The organism is Thermostilla marina, from assembly GCF_054657455.1.
The window spans coordinates 2,037,832-2,056,166 of sequence record NZ_BAAHYR010000001.1; the positions used below are offsets into that span (position 1 = coordinate 2,037,832).

Sequence of the window (18,335 nt, forward strand, 5' to 3'; positions counted from 1 at the left end):
AGCGGATCATTCGGCGTCTTTGCATTCGACGGCGATCGTCAGACGGTCGTTCAGTTTTGTTCCGACGGTAAAGGCGGAAACGCGGCCGGTGTGCGATCGTGGTACGGCTAGGCAATTGCATCCGCGCCGTACCCATTTGATTCATCATGTGACGAAAGGAGTAGCGAGCATGTCTCCGGTCTTGGTTGTGGCGATGCATTTGGTATTGGCCGTCAACGCCGATACGTCTTACGCGAACGCATATCGCTCGAGCATGGAAACCGGACGTCCGTTGGTCGTCTTGGTGGGTGCCGAGTGGTGCCCGGCGTGTCGAACGATGAAGACGGAGGTCTTGCCCGTCCTCGAAAAACGCGGTGAACTCAAACGCGTCGCTTTTGCCCAAGTCGATTACGATGCCGAAGGCAAACTTGCCCGCGAGTTGACCAATGGCGGGGCGATTCCCCAGCTTTTGGTGTTCGAACACAATAACGGCCGAGACTGGAAGGTGCGACGTCTGATCGGGAGTCAGCCGGTCGAAAAAGTGGTCCGATTCTTGCGTGAGGGCCTAGGGACGACGCAAGCGTCTCGGGAAGACCGATCGGAAGCAAATACAGACGATCAAACCTCGGCGATTGCTTCACGCAATCGGCAACCGCCGAAATGAGCTGCAACGCGAGCGGCCGATCACCTACAGCCGCAACAGCGAAAGAGCGACGTGCAACAGGCGGTGTTCGAGGAGGTACGCCTCTTCGTTTTCATGTTCGAACGTACACACCAGGTAATGCAGACCTTTGGTGTAGGCGATCTGGTAGTTGCGCCCGATGATGACGGATGGGACCGTCACGGCATCGAATCCCCAGGTTGTGCCGGAGAGACGTTTCTTGATGCCGCCGGCGATCAGGTTCGTCACTTCCCCCACGCCGTCGACGACTTGATTGTCGATCTTGTCGAATCGCTCTTGGAGAAAACCGGTGGCGAGATTCAAGGCGACTTGTTCGGCCATGTTGACGGTGATGAATCCCGACACTTTGCCGTGGACACCGATCACGCCGGTGACGGCTCCCGGTTCGTGAATGGGTGCCGATGAAAAGCCTACAAACCTCGCCTTGGCGTCGCACATGGTGAGCGATTCTGTGACGGCGGCGGTCATGGATTGGAGCAATTTGGGATCGGCGGGGATCTCCAGTGTTCCGTTTTCATACGTAAGTGTCGCCATGATTCGCACGATTCCGTTGTTGGGGACTTCATGTCGTCGGCCGCCTGGGGCCAATCCTCCGGCCGGTCGGCACCATCGGCTGTAGCGGGCGAGATCACCTCCGAAAAAGTATGGGATATCCGTGGAGGAATGCCGACGCGAACGCGGAAAAAAGCCGTTTTTCCCTGGCCCTTCTCGCGGGGAGGTGCGGTCTTCGGCGTTACAATCAATGCAACCGGAACGGCGGCGAAAGGCAAACGAAGGTGGCACGTGCGGGACGCCGACGAGAACGCCCCCTCATTCCCGCGCGATTCCGTACCGGCGAATTTTGCGATCCAGCGTCGATCGCTCGATACCCAAGATCATCGCCGAACGCGATTTGTTCCAATTGGTGTGCTTCAGCGTGGCGGCGATATGCGCTTTTTCCATTTCGGCCAATGAGCAGGGCCGATACGCGCTTTCCAGCATGGCGTCGGCGGTGTCTCCCGCTGTGTTGAGGCTCGACAAGAGGAGATCTTCCTGGTCGATCGCATCCCCCCTGCAAAGGACGACCGCCCGCTCGATGACGTTTTTCAGTTCGCGGACGTTGCCCGGCCAACGATAGCTGACGAGGCGATCCATCGCCCGTTGCGTAAATCCCTTGATCTTGCGCCCGGTTTCCTCACGAAACTTGTTCAGGAAATAGTAAGCCAGTACGGGGATGTCGTCGACCCGCTTGCGCAGCGGAGGAACGACGATTTCCAACACTCGCAACCGGAAGAAAAGGTCACGGCGAAATCGGCCTTCGGCGACCTCTTTTTCCAAGTCTCGGTTGGTCGCGGCGATGACACGTACATCCACTTTGATGGCCTTGCTGCCGCCGAGTCGTTCGAAGGGATGACCTTCGAGCACGCGGAGAAATTTGGCCTGGATTCCGGGGCTCATTTCCCCGATCTCGTCCAGCATGATGGTGCCTTGGTGGGCGAGTTCGAACTTGCCGATTTTCCGTTCATATGCTCCCGTAAAGGCACCTTTTTCGTGGCCGAACAACTCGCTGGCCAACAGTTCTTCAGAGAGAGCGGCACAGTTCAGGCATACGAACGTGTGGTCCCGCCGCGGACTCGAATAATGCACGGCACGAGCGACAAGTTCTTTGCCGACGCCGCTTTCGCCGCGAATGAGCACGGTGGCCTTGCTGGCAGCGGCGCGGGCGATCTCTTCATTGATTTTGACGATCGCCTCGCTGCGACCGACGATTTCGGATTGGATGCCCAGCCGTTCTCGAAGTTGATAGTTTTCTGTTCGTACCTGAGTGAGATTTTGTGCAAGTTCCTCCCGGCGAGTGAGATTTCCCAGGGCCACCGAAACCGTATCGGCGACGGCGAGCGTAAACTCGAGGTCTTGGGGATCGAGTTCGCAATCGGCGACCGTGGAGTACACGTGGATGATTCCGAGTACCTTGTTGCCTTGCCGGATGGGCGCGCAAATCACGCTGGTGGCGCGGATTTCACCTTGACTGTCGCGGCTGGCGATGGCGCTGTCGCCCATGACGTTGCGGGCAAGAACAGCCTCACCTTCGCGCAGGACGGTTCCGGCCAAAAAGCCCGAAACCCGAAAATACCGATATTTCGACGTTGTTTTCGACGCGACCAGCGTAAGGTTGTCGGCTGTGGGCGGCTCGTCGGTATCGCGAGGGGCGACGTAGATGGCACCGGCGTCGATCTTGACGTTTTGGAACAAGCCCTCCAGTGCCGTTTCGGCCATGCTCTTCACGTCGGGCGCTTTTCCGAGCTCGAACGCCAACCGGCACAAGCGAGCGGCCGCACGTCCTAGTTGCGAGACACCGGCTTCTTCCGATTCGGCCGAATCCAAGAGCCTTGCACGATCCCGACGGTGTGTGATCGTCGTGGGGCCGTGGCCGGCGAGAACGTCGATGTCTTCTTCGGAAAGATTTGTGGAAACGCCGGTCGGCGGTGGAGCCGGATCGCGGCTGACGACCGTTCCCGATTCGGGAAATGCATCGCTCAAATTGTAGACAAACACCAACTGCGACCGTCCGATTCGGACGACATCTCCCGGCTTCAGCGGCCAATCGTTGCGGATCAATTGGTTGCCGACCGCCGTTCCGTTCCGACTTTCCAAATCTCGCAAATACCATTTGCCCTCCGACATGAAGATTTCGGCATGGCTGCGACTGACCCGTTCGTCTTTGATGACGATTTGGTTCGTCGGAGCGCGGCCGATCGTCACCAGTTGGCCGGGAACGAGACGAAAGACGTCGGTCCACTTCGAGCCCTCACGGATGACGAGATAGGCAAGTTCGGGCACGGATTCCTCCAGCAAAACGCGAGCGAGAGATGGAAAGCGAACGATCCTTCCATTTCACCATTGTAAAGTGAATCGTCGAAATCGCGACAGTGTCGGAGTGTGGGCCCTCTCACCGATCGATGAACAGGCGACGATGAATGGTCGACGCCGCTATCGACGAGCCGCCGGGACCGCGAGGGGCTGAGACCTTTGCAACCATTTGCAGTACCGGCTGTCCATAGGAGTCGACGCTGCCGGCGACGGCGTTGGCTTCCGGCAGCAGGTTCTGCCGCTTGGAACGTCTTCCGAGGTGCCAAATATACCGCTTGTAGGTGGTAAATGGGGCTACAAGATCAGCTGTGCGAGCGTAAACGTTGTTGAATTCGGAGGTTTGGCGAATTAGGATAGACTAGAGTGAATTGCCGGGCATGCCATGTGCGCCGGCATGTGGAGTAGTTCCCCACCGTAGAGTGGGGAAAGGAACTTTTCCGGCCTTCGGTGCGTCTTTTCTCCAGCACATTCGACCCGTGGAGATTCGACGCTTCGGGGAAACCCTGTCTATTGGACCGTACACATCGATACCCTGATTGCGGGGACTTGTCGTACAGGAGACGTCTCATGGCAACCAAGCCGATTTGGTTCCGGCTTTGTGGGCTTTTCGCGGCAGCCGGAATGTTGCTGGCGACCTCAGCCGCTTGGGCTCAGAACAACAACTCGCTGTTTGCGAACCGCGCGGTGGGTGGGGTGATGATCGACGCCTCGGGCATGCTTCAAGCGGCTGCCCTGGATGCTCGTGGTGAGATTCAGAAGATTTGGCAGGAAAACCGACAGACTCCCCCGGCGGGACTCGCCGAGGCCGTTGAACACCGACGGATCTCGTTGAAGAATCTCGAGTCGACGCTTGCCCAATATGCGTCGCGGGGCGAGCCGCTGCCGGAAGCCGTCCAATGCCTGGGGGGACTGATCGAGATCGATTATGTCCTCGTCTATCCGGAACAAAACGACATCGTGTTGGTCGGCCCGGCCGAACCGTGGCAGGTCAACGAGAAAGGCGCTTTCGTCGGCGCGGTTTCCGGACGCCCGACAATGTTGTTGGACGATCTTATTGTGGCGTTGCGGGCGGTCTTCTCGCCGCAACCGGCCGTGTTCAGTTGCTCGATCGATCCGACGGCGGAAGGTTCCCAACGGTTGCGGGCGTATTTCGCGAGACTGCGGACGAGCCGTGCGTTCCCGCAGGCCGAGCAGGTCAAGGCAGCCTTCGGACCGCAGGTCGTCACGGTTCAGGGGGTACCGGCCGACTCCCACTTCGCGCGGGTGTTGGTGGCAGCCGACTATCGGATGAAACGTATTTCGATGGGCGTCGAGCAGGCACCGGTTGCCGGTTTGCCCAGTTTCATGCAGCTGGTCATGCAGAGTCGCCGCGTCCCCAGCAACATGTTGCCGCGTTGGTGGCTGGCGCCCGATTATCAGCCTGTTCTCAAAGACGAAGACGGAATGGCGTGGCACATTCAGAAGATCGGCGTCAAGACGATGGTCGAGGCCGACGTGTTCAATCAAGCGGGCGAGCGCGAGACGGGCGCCGAGAAAGTCGACCCCGTCTTCAAGCAGTGGGCCGAACTGATGACGCAACGTTACGACGAGCTGGCAATTGCCGAACCGGTCTTCGGTGAACTGCGAAACTGCATGGAGCTGTCCGTCGTTGCCGCCTGCATTGCCCACGAGAACCTTTTGCAGAAAGCGGGCCTGGCGATTCCCACGATGCTCGAGGGCGTCGATCGAGTCACGTTGCCCTCGCCCAAGCAAGTCGCGCCCGAGACGGTGGCCGGGAAAATCGGGCGAAACTGGGTGTTCGCCACCGGTGGGGTGATGATCAACCCGTGGCAGATCGTGACCGAGGCTCAAGTCGACGCGGCAGCCGATGTTCGTGCGAAACTCGGTTACGCCGTCGGGGAAAACTGGTGGGCGAATTGACGTCCAGCGAACGCGTCTTCCGGCGACGAATGTCGGAACGCCAGGTTGAAACTTCGACCGAGATAAAAACAGCGGGACGCAACGACGACGTCGGCGTCCCGCTAATTTTTTGGGTGAGTCGATCGCGAACGAGCACGATGGGGACCGTGATTGGGCAAACGATACTCTCGTTAGAACATGCCCAACTCGTCTCGTGCTTCTTCGGTCATGCGATCGGGCGTCCAAGGCGGTGAAAGTGTAACCTCGACCTCCACGGCACCAATTTCGTCGCTCAGCTTGGCAAGCGTGTCTTTGACATCTTGCACCATCTGCGGACCGGCAGGACAAGCAGGGCTGGTCATCGTCATCTTGACGTAGACGTCGGTCTTGTCGTCATGTTGTTCTGTTCGGACCTCGTAGATCAATCCGAGGTCCACGACGTTGACGAATAGTTCCGGATCTTTGACTTGCTTCAGCGCCTCGTAGACGACGTCTTCGGTGATGGGCATCGCGTTCCTCTCTCTTCGCGCGATTCGGGAGACGATCAAGCGTCGTTCACCTCGATGTAGACGGTATCGTCGATCACGGTCACTTTGTGGGCCGTGGTACCGCGGACGGCGGGCATCGTCTTGGCGTGGCCGTCACGGATGTCGAACTGTGCCCCGTGGCGAGGACAGACGATCGTATAACCTCGCAGTTCGCCTTCAGCCAGTGGCCCACCATCATGAGTGCACACGTCATCGATGGCCCAGAACGTTCCCGACACGTGAAACAGGGCGATCATGCGACCGTCGATTTCCACAACCTTTTTGCCCATTTCGGGGAGTTCGTCGACACGACAGACGGGAACCGGATCACTCATTGCCGGCATTGCTCCTATGGTTTGTCTCGGCTGCACGGTTTCGAAGCGTGCGTTGTCTTCGATCTCGATTCCGGCGGTAACCGGATCAACGGTACTCGCGAACACGGCGTCGAATGACGCGTTCGAGTTCTTCTCGGACGCTGTCGATGCTGACGCGATCGAATACCTGTTGGAAAAACCCGGTAACGATCATGCGAGCGGCCTCGCGCCGTGTCAATCCGCGGGTTTGCAGGTAGAAGATTTCGCTATCATCGACACGTCCGGCTGTTGCGCCGTGCGTACAGCGGACGTCGTCGGCTTCAATTTCCAGGCCCGGAATACAATCGGCACGGGCTGTTTCGGACAAGATAAGGTTGTCGTTCCGTTGGTAGCCGTCGGTTTTGATCGCACCCGGATCGACGCGGATCATGCCTCGCCACACCATGTGCGACCGATCTTGCAGGGCACCTTTGTACAACAGGTCGCTTTCGCAGTGCGGGGCCTGATGGTGCTGCAAGGTATGATAGGCATGGTGTTGCCGGTCTTCGGTGAACATGACCCCGTTCACGGCGGCGCGACCGTGAGGCCCCGCCAGAACGACATGTTGGTTGACTTTGGCCAGGCGGGCGCCAAGCGCGCCGACGGTCCATTCGATTTCGGCATCTTCGTGCAAAACCGCTCGCTGGTGCGAAAAGTGCCACACGCCGCGATTCCAGTTTTGGAAGTCGACGAAGCGGAGTTTCGCCCCTCTACCGACGACGATTTCGACGGCCCCGCAATGCAGGGCTGCGTCGGTCGATTCGGAATCGAGCGACGCCGTTTCGGTTACGAGCGTGGCTTCGGCGCCGTCCTGGAGGACGACCAACACATGCCCGAAATCGCTCTTGCCCGCCGAAAGGCTTCGCAGCAGGTGAAATGGTTCGGCGATCCGGGTTCCTGACGGAACGAACAAGCAGGCGTCGGCCGAACGAAAGGCGGCATGCAGCGACGAAAACTTGTCGTATCGGTAATCGACGATCGCATCGAGCGTTTTTTCGATATCGAAGCCTTGCAATCCGGCGTTCGCTGCTTCGATGATCGATCCGAAGAATGCCGGTGAGTCGCTGTCGGAGCCGGTTTTCGAAACGATGTTTCCATCACACGTAACGAGCCGAGCCGCCGCCGTGAATCGCTCGGTGAATGCGCCGGTAGGAATCGGCAAGTTTTCGCTTTGCGACGGCGGGGTAAAGTGATCAAGCGAGAAGGCTCGCATGTCGGTACGTCGCCATTCTTCCATTCTGCTGTTAGGGAATGGAAGTTCCTGGTACGTTGTCCACGCGTCCTTCCGCCGATCGATCATCCATTGAGGCTCGTCGGCGCGAGAGGCCAAAAAAGCCTCGAAAGCGTGTTGGTCGAATCCGGTTTTTGCTTCGGTAGTCATGAGAAGTCGTTATGTAGCTGGTTGAATGATCGCTTGCGTCGGCGTCTACCGACGAGAAAGACGTCCCGATGGCCGTTGGTAGCGGATCAGCCCACGCTGCCTTCCATTTGCAGCTCGATCAAGCGGTTCATTTCGACGGCGTATTCCATCGGCAGCTCTTTGACCAACGGCTCGATAAAGCCTGCAACGATCATCGTGCTCGCTTCGGCTTCCGTCAGTCCGCGGCTGCAAAGGTAGAAGAGCTGCTCTTCACCGATCCGCGAGACGCTGGCCTCGTGGCCGATCATGACGTCTTGTTCTTCGAGTTCGATGTACGGGTACGTGTCGGACCGGCTTTGCGGGTCGAGGATCAACGCGTCGCACACGACGTTCGATTTCGATTTGACCGCTCCCCGCTCCATCCGGACGAGTCCACGATAGCTCGATCGGCCGCCGCCTTTGGAAATCGACTTCGAAATGACTCGGCTGGCCGTGTGAGGTGCACAATGAACAACCTTGGCACCGGCATCTTGGTGTTGGCCGGCCGAGGCAAACGCAACGGAAAGGATTTCGGCCCGGGCCCCGGGTTCAAGCATGTACACGGCCGGGTATTTCATCGTCAACCGACTGCCCAGGTTGCCGTCGACCCATTCGACCAGGGCATCTTGGTAGGCAACCGCCCGCTTGGTCACCAGGTTGTAGATGTTGTTGGCCCAGTTCTGAATCGTGGTGTACCGGACGCGGGCACCCCGCTTGGCGATGACTTCGACCACCGCGGCGTGGAGACTTTCAGAACTGTACGTCGGGGCGGTGCAGCCTTCCACGTAGTGACATGATGCCCCTTCGTCCACGATGATCAATGTTCGCTCGAATTGGCCCATCTGGGCTGCATTGATGCGGAAGTACGCCTGGAGCGGGAAGTCGATGTGAACGCCCGGCGGGACATAGATGAACGATCCGCCCGACCATACCGCAGAATTCAATGCCGCAAACTTGTTGTCCGTCGGTGGGATGATTGTCGCGAAGTGTTCCCGCACAATATCGGGATACTCACGGACGGCGGTATCCATGTCGGTGAACAACACGCCTTGCTTGGCCAAATCCTCACGCAGCGAACCGTAGACGACTTCACTTTCGTACTGCGCCTTGACGCCGGCGAGGAATTTCTTTTCGGCCTCCGGGATCCCGAGCCGGTCGAAGGTTTCTTTGATTTCGGGCGGGACCTCTTCCCACGTACGGCCCTGGCCTTCGGTCGGCTTCAGGTAGTAATAGATGTCGTCGAAATCGACATCGATATTGCCGCCCCAGGTGGGCATCGGTTTCGAATGGAAGATATCCAGGCTCTTCAGCCGAAACTCTCGCATCCAATCCGGTTCGCCCTTGATGTGCGAGATTTCGGCGACGACCTCGCGATCCAACCCCTTGCGGGCGCGGAATACGTATTTTTCTTCGGTTCGAAAATCGAATTTGCGGATATCGCCGATGGCCTCTTCCATTCGCCGGCGCGCCGACGACGTGCTCTCGTTGTCGCCGGTAGACGAAGCAGGAATCGGGTTTTCGGCGGTCGGGTTCGTATTGGGTGCCACGATACCACCTCGTTGTGTGGGTGTGGAATTCAGTCGTTATGGAATCGGACGCTTGATCGGGCAGGGACGCGGTGTGCTCCGGAACCGATCAGGTAGCGGCCGCTTCTTCGGTTTGCGCAGCTAACTCGGGAAACTTGGCTCGGATGCGGTCGTAGCCGTTGCGATGAAGTTCCAAAGCCAATTCGGGGCCGCCGGTTTCCACGATACGGCCGGCCAGCATGACATGGGTGTAGTTCGGCGGATTGTGTTCGAGCAAGCGTTCGTGGTGCGTGATGATCAGCAGCCCCATGTCGTGGCCGCCGATTTTCGCGATGCTTTCGCTGGCCAGTCGGACGGCATCCACGTCCAAACCGCTGTCGGTTTCGTCCAAAATGGCGAAACGCGGCCGGAGCATCGCCATTTGAAGGATTTCGGCTCGTTTCATTTCGCCGCCCGAGAATCCGTCGTTTACGTATCGCCGGGCGAAGGATGGATCCATGCGAAGCTCTTCCATCTTTTCTTTGAGTTCCTTGCGGAACTCCCGCATCGGAATCAGTTCTTCGCCTTCTTTGCGGTCCGGCCGCCGAATGTTTGTCACGGCGTGACGCAGAAAATCGGCCATTTTGACACCAGGGATTGCCACGGGACGCTGAAATGCGATGAACAAGCCCATGCGGGCCCGCTCGTGCGGTTCCAGCTCGACCAGATTGACGCCGTCCAATTCGATGCGTCCTTTGGTGACCTGATACCCGGGGTGTCCCATGATCGCCAAGCCGAGGGTCGTCTTACCCGAGCCGTTCGGCCCCATCAAAGCGTGGATTTCCCCACGCCGGATCGTCAGGTTTACTCCCTGCAGGATCGGCTTGTCTTCGACGTTGACGTGCAAATCGACGATGGACAGAACTTCTTGACTCATTGCATTTTCCGTACTTCGGTTCGATGTTTTTCGCCGGAGCGATTTGATGGTTGAAGAAGAAGGTTCAGGTAGACCGCGGTTGCGAAATGATGACTGTGTATATGCGATTACGATGGATTGTTTGGTTCACGTTTCGAGGTAGGGGCTTCGTGGACTGCCTGAGCTGCCGTGACACGGTGGACCTCCTGTACCGACACGAAGCCTGTTTGATGGGGGAGGGGGATTTCGTCGGGCACCTTCGAGCCGGGATCGGCCCCCGGTCGGCGTGCGATTCGACGGCCGCGAATCTTGTCTTGCAGTCGCATCAGGCCTTCCAGCAAGGCTTCGGGACGGGGCGGGCATCCGGGTACGTATACATCCACGGGGACGACGAGGTCGACGCCTTTGACGACGTGGTAGCCGTATTCGAAATAGGGACCGCCGCCAAGCGTGCAAGCGCCCATGGCGATGACGTATTTCGGCTCGGGCATCATTTCATACAGTCGCCGGACACGACTGGCCATCTTGTACGTTACCGTTCCCGCGACGATCATCAGGTCGGACTGTCGCGGCGTCGCGCGAAAGGCCCCTGCACCGAACCGATCGATGTCGTACCGGCTCGCACCGACCGCCATCATTTCGATGGCACAACAAGCCAAGCCGAACGTCATCGGCCAAATACTGCCTTGTTTCGCCCAATTCAGCGCTTGTTCGAGCGAAGTGACTACGACCCCTTCTGCAAATCGACCTTCGATCCAAGGTTGAGTCATGCCGACCGTCCGTCGTTGGTATGGTGTTGAACTAGAACGCTTAGAAACTTCGTGAAAATGCCCACCCGGCATTCAACTTCACCAGTATATCGGGTTCGGCAACTTGGGGGGAGCAACATAGGGCCTTCTTTCGCGTTCCGCGGCCCATCGGTTGCAGGTTTGAAACGTCAGGGGGCCGATTCGCCCGCAGCGTCGGCGGTCGACCCGGGCGAAAGACAAAACCGGCACGAATCGGAACCGTCGGCACGGCACTCCGCCAAGTCCATTTCGTGTCCCATCAGTTGAGACAACATCAGCTTTTCCAGACGACAAATATCGCGGTTTGTTTCGGCAAGTCCGGGATAGGGACAAACTTCTGCATTCAGTACGGGCAGGCCGTCTTCTTTGTCGACACGAAAGGGCACCCTGCGTTGACCGAGAAGGTGTATCAAGGCTTCCATCCGCTGAGCCGGGGTCGTGCCGGCGACCTCTGCGGCGTATTTTTCGGCCAGTTTCGCGGCCACAGCTCGGATGATGGCCTCCCGTGTTTGCGGATCGTCGACGGCACAAACACCTTCCCACAACGCGAACGCCAAATCGGTAAAGTTCGAACCGGTGAGTCGGACCCCCCGTTCGGTGAGTTCATAGACGTGCTTCGGGCGCCCTCGGCCTTCTCGCACGGATCGCCGCCGGATGGCGCCTTCGGCCATCAATCGCCCCAACCGCTGACGGATGGCTGTAGCCGTAACTCCTACGGCTTGAGCCATCTCGGTTACATCCATCGGGCCTTCGACCCGCAGCAGGTCGAGAAGCTCCAGGTCATTTGCCGGGGGGATCGTATTCACGGTTCACTCGATGCCATTCGACAAAAAGTCAGTCACTCTGATCGGTTCATCCGGAACGGAAGTCGCTCGTTTGCAATCGTACGGCGTTAAGACAGTTTTGGCAAGCGTAATTGTTAAAAAGTCGGTGCGTGTGTGAAAAAAGTCGCTTTTGGAAATGCAAAAAGTGAAGAGTGTACCTGGAAACTGGCGGATCAGGGGTTGCGTTTCTTCGCGGCTTAGCCCAAATTAAGCTCCGAATTTGCCCCGATTTCGGCCCGCGAACGTTCGGAATCGAGAAAGAGGATCCAGCCAGCTGAAATTCTCAATTCGAAGAACGAATCTATGAACCGACACGCTTCGAAGGAACATTGGGGATCTCGTATCGGCGTCATCATGGCCGTCATGGGTAGCGCGGTGGGACTAGGGAACTTCTTGCGCTTTCCCGGTCAGGCGGCCCAGTACGGTGGCGGGATTTTCATGATCCCTTACCTAGTCGCCCTTGTTTTTCTCGGATTACCGCTGGCGTGGGCCGAGTGGGCTATGGGGCGCTACGGCGGCGTGCGGGGGTACAATTCATCGCCCGGCATTTACCGATCCATCTGGAAAACCAAGTTTGCGGGCTACGTCGGCACACTGGCGATCCTGATTCCAGTGGTCATTTACATGTATTACGTGTACATCGAAGCGTGGTGTCTGGCGTATGCCGTTCGCTACTTGGGGGGACATATGAATTTCGAGTCGGCGCAGGCAGCCGACAGTTTTTTTGCCTCGTTCGTAGGGGCCAATGCAAACCACGGCGGCGAGGTGTTGGAGCATGCTTTTGCGGGCAAGACGGGATTTCTCGAGTCGGCGGTCTTTTTCCTGATTATCTGTTTTGCCGTCAATTTCTTCCTGATTTACCGGGGCTTGACCAAGGGCATCGAATGGTTTTGCCGATGGGCGATGCCGGCGCTCATCGTGTGTGCGGTGATCGTTTTGATCCGCGTATTGACGCTGGGCCCCCCCGATCCGGCCCATCCCGATCAGAACGTTCTCAACGGATTGGGACAAATGTGGAATCCGGTCAAACCGGGCGAAACCTGGATGGATGCCTTGGACAAACTGAAAAATCCCGAAATCTGGCTTGCCGCAGCCAGTCAGATTTTCTTCTCGCTGTCGGTTGGGTTCGGCATCATTATCACGTACTCGAGCTATCTGAAACGGGATGACGACATTGCCTTGTCGAGCTTGACGGCGGTTGCCGGGAACGAGTTTTGCGAGGTCGTATTGGGGGGGCTGATTACCATTCCGGCGGCGTTTGTTTTCATGGGCATGCAGATTATCGACAACCCGCCGGGAACGTTCGGGATGGGGTTTGCCACCCTGCCCAATGTGTTCAGCCACATGGCGTACGGCAACGTCTTCGGTTTCCTGTTCTTCTTCCTGTTATTCTTGGCGGCGGTGACGAGTTCTCTGTCGATGTTGCAGCCGGCCATTGCCTTTCTGGAAGAAGGCGTCGGGCTCAAACGGCATGCCTCGGTGACGATTCTCGCCTTCATCACGGCGATGGGGGCGATGCTGGTCGTGTATTATTCGGCCGGATTCAAGGCTCTCGACACGATGGACTTTTGGATCGGAACGTTCGCCATCTTCTTGTTGGCGACGTTTCAGTCGGTCCTGTTTGCGTGGGTGCTGGGCGTGGATAAAGGATTGGAGGAACTGTCTCGGGGCGCCGAGATCCGCATTCCGCGAATCTTCCGATACATTTTGAAGTACGTCACGCCGGTCTACCTGCTTCTGGTTTTGGCCGGCTGGACATATCAAAGCATCATCTCGCCGATGATCAAGACGCAGGCAGACGGGGGGGAAACACCGCGGCTGGTGCAGGCCGTCGAGGATCCGGTCGTGCGGTTGGTGTTGATGTTCCTGTTGTTTGTGGCGTTGATTTTCGCCTTGTTGGTAGGGCAAGCGATGCGACGATGGGATCGAGCGGAGCAGGCACAGGAGGAGGTGTCGATATGACCGCCGCCGGGTGGATCGTGATGATAACGGCCGTGTCGGCCGTCACGGGCTTGTTGGCGTTCTGTATTGCGAAGGTGTTGAAGACGCCGGGCAGCGAAGAACACCTGCATTCGCCGGTGGACATTCGCACTCCCGATGTCGACGAACCGGAGTAGTTTCGGCTGCTTCACGTTTCGACGGGCGTTTTCGGGAGTGTTCGCGTCGAGCTATCGGTCGGCCGAAAAGTGGCGGCACACGATGTCCTGGAACTCTGCGGGGGAAATTGCCCGCCCCGCCTCGATGCGAAACCGCTTTGCGCCGGGTTTACCGTGGGCGTAACGACAGGCGAATTTCCGCATCAGTACCGTGCCTCGCTGTGGTCCGAAGCGGTCCATGAGCAGGCGGTGATGGTGCAGAATGAGGTCCCGCTGTTCGGCAAGCGACGGTTCCGGCGGCGGTGATTTTCCGGCCAGCAATGCCGCTGCTTGGCGGAAAATCGATGGACGACTCAACGACGCGCGACCGACCATGACCCCGTCGACATCGTACGTTCGCAGGGCATGGACGATTTGTTCTGGTGTCTTCAGGTCGCCATTGCCGATCAACGGAATTCGTTTGAGGTGAGACTTGATGGCCGAGATCGCATCCCAATCGGCCTCGCCGCGATACATTTGGGCGGCCGTGCGGCCGTGAACGGCCAAGGCGCTGCCGCCGGCTTCTTCCACGGCTTGGGCGACTTCGTGTGCGGTGATGTTTTTGCGGTCGGTGCCGAGGCGGATCTTGGCCGTCACCGGGACCGGTCGGACGGTTTCCACGATACGTCGGACGATGGCTTCGACACGCCCCGGAAATCGCAACAAGTACGAGCCGCACGATACGTTGCCGGCAATTTGCTTTGCCGGACAACCGAAGTTGATGTCGATCGTGCTTACGTGGAATTCCTCGACGAGCCGATGAGCCACCTCCGCCATTTGCCCCGGATCGTTGTCCCAGATTTGAACCGCCAATGGGCGAGGTTCCTCTCGCACACCCCAGAGTCGTTCCGGATAGCCTTCGCCGCGACGGTCGATTTCCAGGAATCCGCGAGCAGAAACCATTTCAGTGATCGGCAGCCCGCAACCACCGAACGACCGCACGATTTGCCGGAATGCGAAATTCGTGAAACCGGCCATCGGCGCCTGGAACAAAGGCGGCGAAATGGATAGGTGGCCGATGTGAACTTTGTCGTCGATGCAAAGGCGGCCGGTGTTCGTCGTCATTGCTGGTGAATGGGCACGGCGAGAAACGAAGGAAGTGACGCTGCCGAGCAACCCCCGAAGGAGCCGATGGCTTCCTTTGTTCATCGTTGGTCGATTGAGGCGATTCGGCAAGGGGATGGCGTCGCGATCAGCGTGAATTGCCGATCAAGACGCCGACGTAACGTGCCGCCGGAAGATCGTGGGGAACGGCGAGATGCGCGTATCCGGCGACCGCCTGATTGTAGTCGATTACCGCGTCGATCCACCTGTCGACCTGATCGTAGTACCGTTCCACGGCCGCTATTTGTTCTCGCCGGCTTGCCGCCTGTTCGACGATGTGAGCGGAGGCGGTGACTCCCCTGTGCGCCGCATGGACGGCCGCAAACGAATTTTCAATGGCCGACTGCGCCGCGTGAATGCGAGGATCAGCTTGCAATTCGCCCGGAAGTGTATCGGCGCGGGAGGCGTACGCCGAAACGAGAGGCAAGTCGCTCGGTCGTAGCAATGTGGTCGCTCCCATCGCTTCGCCGAGTGCGGCGCCCGCTTCTCGGTAGGCTATCCTCGTTTCTTCCAGTCGGGCGTCGGCGTTTAGCATGCTCGCTTCGAGTCGACGAGCGGTCGGCAGATCGGAGAGCGATGCGGCTTCGGCGCGTAGCACGGCAAAGGCGGCGCTGCGATCGACCGCATTGGCGTAGTGGGCTTTCCGGCGGACGGTTTCCCAATACTTGCCGACCGCCTGCGAGCGAGAGGGGATTCGCGACAGACATTCCTCCAAAGACGCCGCGACACCGTCGATGTCGGAGATCGCGTTGCCGAAAACGGCGTCCCGAAGCGATTCCCTCTCGGAAGAAATCGATAGTGAAACGTCTCCTACGGACACGCGGCGGGCGCGGTACGGTTCGATTGGCGATGGAAGGTCGCTTTCTGCCGAATCTTCGATCTCGTCGTCTGTGTCGACAGGTAGGGGATCGACGTCGTTCGCCCGACCGCCGAGAGGAACCAAGGGAGGTTCGAAGACGGCTTCGGGCGTTTGTAGCGCCTCGGGATTCGGCTGGGGTTGCCACGCGTCGTCGGTCGGTTCGAGAGCGGCTGTGGGGACGACGGCCTCGTCGCGATGTGGATTCGATGGCAACGAATCGGCCGTACCGGGATTCTGTGGAAGCGTGGGCGGGGCAGGGGGGGGTGTCGGGTGAGCGCTGTCTTGTTCCGAATCGGTCGAGCCTTCCGCAGGACGCCAGTTATCGCCGGATCGATCGGATGGTTCGCTACCGCTCGAACCGGTCGATTCGGAAGAATCGACCGGCGAGTCCGGCCGCAGAATCAACATGCGGACGAGGCGATCGGGCGGTAGGTCCGGCGGGGCCACATAAAGGGCGTAGAGGGCGATGTCGTTGTTGTACGATTCGACGGCTTCACAAAACTGTGCCAGCGCATCGCGTAGTCGCTCTCGCGCGAGGATCGGCAAATCGATCCCGACCGCTCCGGCGGCATATGCCTGGTCGGCCGATTCACAGAATTCCTCGGCGGCGAGTACGGCCTGGTACCGCAGAATGAGTGCTTGGTGACGATTCGGCAGCCCCTCGGCCTTGATTCGGACGGAAAGCGGCAATGAGATGGTTGCCGGTAGACGCTCCAGGTAGGTTTCGTAACGACCCACGTGCGGCAAATCTTGGGGGACCGGCAACGCGGTAGACGATGTGCCCAGTCGGGCCGCAAGTTCTCCTTGCAGCGTTGCCGAACGGGCTCTCGCTGCTGCCAGTTCCGTTTCCCAAGCGGCCGTGAAGGCATCCCAAGTGAGCTTGTCTTCCGGGCGGACCGCCTTCGAAGCGGCCGACAACGCCAGCACGTCCAGCCGATTGATCCGTACGATCGTCGTCGCGGTCTTCCAGTAGAGAGCAATCCGTGCGAGTCGCTCGTCTCGGCTCGAGGTGACCGTAAAGACGGCTTCCAGCGGAATACGTTCGGAGTTTTCGCCGGCGGTAGCGTAACGCTTCAAGAAAGTTTCGACCGCTTGTCGTTTTGCAGGGGGATCCAGCTGTTGAAATGCGAGAGCCCGGCTCGGTTGGGGAACCGTGTCGGGAACATTTGCCGGGGGAGATTGAGGGATTGAGGATGGTCCGTCAGGAGGAACGGGTACGGGCTGCGTCTGGGATCCGGGCGAGACCGCGGGAGAACTTGATTCCGGTGCTTCGGGATCGGTTGATCCGGCCGGCGTCGGGGCCGCTGACGAGCCGGTGCCTCCGCTGTCGACCGGAATTTGTAGCACAGGAGGTGGGGCGACACTGTTTTCATCAGAGAGATCTGATGTTTCCGGACCGGTGGGCGGCATCGGTGGGGCGGCCGTGGGCGTTTGGGCCGGTGATGTCGGCCCGGCGAAGAACAGCCAAAGCGTCGTCGAAATCGCCGCAGCAAAGACGTTTGGGCGGGAAACTGCGAGGGGCCTCCGCAGGCCGAAAAGGCTGTTGCTGCGTACGCGAAACGATTTCTGAACGGCGGGCGGTTTCATGGCTATCCCCTTTCGCGGTTCACTTGCGATCGGCGATTCATGTTGTAGCACACCGCCGCACGCAATGCAGCCCCAACAGGGATGCGTGCTTCAAGAAGCCTGGCGAAGTGGGATACGGCACCAGACGCTGACCGACGAGAAGAAATCGGCAGGTGCCCCGGAAGACAGACAGGAGAGAATACGCCCCGCGGCGTCATGCTCGAAAAGGGAGGCATACGCCCGATCGGGACGAGGTCCGCTGATCTATTAGCGAGGTTTCTTGGGGCGGAACGGTTGATCCATGCCGTTTCGATCGTCGGGGTGCCACAAGGGCAGGCCCTTTTGAACTCGCTCGGCCAAGACGCTCAGTTTCTCCTTCGTGCCGGGCATGGCGTCGGTCGAGGAGAACTGAGAAGCGTCGACTTCCGGCGGTTCATAGTCCCACAAGCCCATCTTGATCGCTTCCAGGATGGATTTGGGCACGATAGGTACCTCCCGTTCACATGGATATGCCGCCGGTTTGCGAATGCAATTACCGACTTCCGGGCAGGGGCACGCCGGCATCGCGCCTGCGATCCCCCCTTTGGAACTGCATCAAACCGTTGATTGTCGGGATTTTGCGGAGAATGTCAAGCAAATTGATGCGATTCTCGGAATCCTGCGGGGCGAACGCCGCAAGAGCAAGACGACTCATGCGGCCACCCCTGAATTCACCATTACGCGGGGAACCGGCTTTTCGTTCTCCGAATCCGACCGCGTGGATACCGGCGGTTTCGCCGACGACCGGATTTGCACGCAGTTCGCGAGGTTGCGTAGTTCGCGCGGTGGGGTAATTTTTTCGTGGGATTATTCTTCGTGGCGTTCTTTTCTTGTGACCTATCTTTGAAGGGAACTCGACCCCGTCGTGCCCACCCTTGATTTTCTCTTGCGAATCGGGTTCCCTTAGCCG

At 58.8% G+C, this 18,335-nt stretch carries 17 protein-coding genes; 5 read left to right on the forward strand and 12 right to left on the reverse strand.

All coding sequences use genetic code 11. The features are described from left to right. Positions 1-169: 169 nt before the first annotated feature. Positions 170-643, forward strand: a complete 474-nt coding sequence (locus ACYQ2I_RS07435; RefSeq protein WP_460166378.1) for a thioredoxin family protein — start codon at positions 170-172, stop codon at positions 641-643. Positions 644-667: 24 nt separating this feature from the next. Here the strand turns inward: ACYQ2I_RS07435 and ACYQ2I_RS07440 are convergent, their stop codons facing one another. Both ACYQ2I_RS07440 and ACYQ2I_RS07445 read right to left on the reverse strand, forming a co-directional pair. Then, entirely contained in the window at positions 668-1,195 is a 528-nt protein-coding gene (locus ACYQ2I_RS07440; RefSeq protein WP_460166379.1) for a chemotaxis protein CheX, read from the reverse strand. 276 nt (positions 1,196-1,471) lie between these two features. After that, positions 1,472-3,481: a sigma 54-interacting transcriptional regulator gene (locus ACYQ2I_RS07445; protein ID WP_460166380.1), complete on the reverse strand. Its 2,010-nt coding sequence runs from the start codon at positions 3,479-3,481 to the stop codon at positions 1,472-1,474. A 597-nt stretch (positions 3,482-4,078) separates the two neighbouring features. Between ACYQ2I_RS07445 and ACYQ2I_RS07450 the strand changes: the two genes are divergently transcribed. Next, on the forward strand, positions 4,079-5,431 hold the full coding sequence (locus tag ACYQ2I_RS07450; protein WP_460166381.1) for a DUF1598 domain-containing protein: 1,353 nt from the start codon (positions 4,079-4,081) through the stop codon (positions 5,429-5,431). Positions 5,432-5,601: 170 nt separating this feature from the next. On the opposite strand, the gene ACYQ2I_RS07455 is transcribed toward ACYQ2I_RS07450, so the two are convergent. The 7 genes from ACYQ2I_RS07455 to ACYQ2I_RS07485 all read right to left on the reverse strand — a co-directional run bounded on the left by ACYQ2I_RS07455 (position 5,602) and on the right by ACYQ2I_RS07485 (position 11,704). Further along, positions 5,602-5,919 (reverse strand): metal-sulfur cluster assembly factor, encoded by a 318-nt coding sequence (locus ACYQ2I_RS07455; protein ID WP_460166382.1) that lies wholly within the window; start codon positions 5,917-5,919, stop codon positions 5,602-5,604. Between the two features lie 35 nt (positions 5,920-5,954). Then, positions 5,955-6,272: a Rieske (2Fe-2S) protein gene (locus tag ACYQ2I_RS07460; protein WP_460166383.1), complete on the reverse strand. Its 318-nt coding sequence runs from the start codon at positions 6,270-6,272 to the stop codon at positions 5,955-5,957. Positions 6,273-6,357: 85 nt separating this feature from the next. Beyond that, complete coding sequence (gene sufD, locus ACYQ2I_RS07465; RefSeq protein ID WP_460166384.1) at positions 6,358-7,671, reverse strand: Fe-S cluster assembly protein SufD; 1,314 nt, start codon at positions 7,669-7,671, stop codon at positions 6,358-6,360. Positions 7,672-7,757: 86 nt separating this feature from the next. Beyond that, positions 7,758-9,236 carry a Fe-S cluster assembly protein SufB gene (gene sufB, locus ACYQ2I_RS07470; protein WP_460166385.1) on the reverse strand — a complete coding sequence of 493 codons (1,479 nt, stop codon included), beginning with the start codon at positions 9,234-9,236 and terminating at the stop codon, positions 7,758-7,760. Between the two features lie 88 nt (positions 9,237-9,324). Beyond that, entirely contained in the window at positions 9,325-10,131 is an 807-nt protein-coding gene (gene sufC, locus ACYQ2I_RS07475) for a Fe-S cluster assembly ATPase SufC (protein WP_460166386.1), read from the reverse strand. Between the two features lie 107 nt (positions 10,132-10,238). Beyond that, positions 10,239-10,880: an NADH-quinone oxidoreductase subunit B gene (locus ACYQ2I_RS07480; RefSeq protein WP_460166387.1), complete on the reverse strand. Its 642-nt coding sequence runs from the start codon at positions 10,878-10,880 to the stop codon at positions 10,239-10,241. 167 nt (positions 10,881-11,047) lie between these two features. Then, positions 11,048-11,704 carry a helix-turn-helix transcriptional regulator gene (locus ACYQ2I_RS07485; protein ID WP_460166388.1) on the reverse strand — a complete coding sequence of 219 codons (657 nt, stop codon included), beginning with the start codon at positions 11,702-11,704 and terminating at the stop codon, positions 11,048-11,050. Between the two features lie 321 nt (positions 11,705-12,025). On the opposite strand from ACYQ2I_RS07485, the gene ACYQ2I_RS07490 reads away from it, so the two are divergent. Together ACYQ2I_RS07490 and ACYQ2I_RS07495 are read left to right on the forward strand one after the other, a co-directional pair. After that, positions 12,026-13,684 (forward strand): sodium-dependent transporter, encoded by a 1,659-nt coding sequence (locus ACYQ2I_RS07490; protein WP_460166389.1) that lies wholly within the window; start codon positions 12,026-12,028, stop codon positions 13,682-13,684. Further along, positions 13,681-13,839 (forward strand): hypothetical protein, encoded by a 159-nt coding sequence (locus tag ACYQ2I_RS07495; protein WP_460166390.1) that lies wholly within the window; start codon positions 13,681-13,683, stop codon positions 13,837-13,839. The genes ACYQ2I_RS07490 and ACYQ2I_RS07495 overlap by 4 nt, the downstream gene beginning before the upstream one ends. A 51-nt stretch (positions 13,840-13,890) precedes the next feature. Here the strand turns inward: ACYQ2I_RS07495 and dusB are convergent, their stop codons facing one another. From dusB to ACYQ2I_RS07510, 3 genes are all read right to left on the reverse strand, one after another. After that, positions 13,891-14,922, reverse strand: coding sequence for a tRNA dihydrouridine synthase DusB (dusB, locus tag ACYQ2I_RS07500; RefSeq protein ID WP_460166391.1), 1,032 nt, complete (start codon positions 14,920-14,922; stop codon positions 13,891-13,893). A gap of 127 nt (positions 14,923-15,049) precedes the next feature. Continuing rightward, positions 15,050-16,897, reverse strand: coding sequence for a hypothetical protein (locus ACYQ2I_RS07505; RefSeq protein WP_460166392.1), 1,848 nt, complete (start codon positions 16,895-16,897; stop codon positions 15,050-15,052). 756 nt (positions 16,898-17,653) lie between these two features. Further along, the gene (locus tag ACYQ2I_RS07510; RefSeq protein ID WP_460166393.1) at positions 17,654-17,869 is read right to left on the reverse strand and encodes a hypothetical protein; all 216 of its coding nucleotides are present in this window, start codon (positions 17,867-17,869) and stop codon (positions 17,654-17,656) included. Between ACYQ2I_RS07510 and ACYQ2I_RS07515 the strand changes: the two genes are divergently transcribed. Continuing rightward, positions 17,856-18,272, forward strand: a complete 417-nt coding sequence (locus ACYQ2I_RS07515) for a hypothetical protein (RefSeq protein ID WP_460166394.1) — start codon at positions 17,856-17,858, stop codon at positions 18,270-18,272. The two genes, ACYQ2I_RS07510 and ACYQ2I_RS07515, sit on opposite strands and share 14 nt — an antisense overlap. Positions 18,273-18,335: the final 63 nt, after the last annotated feature.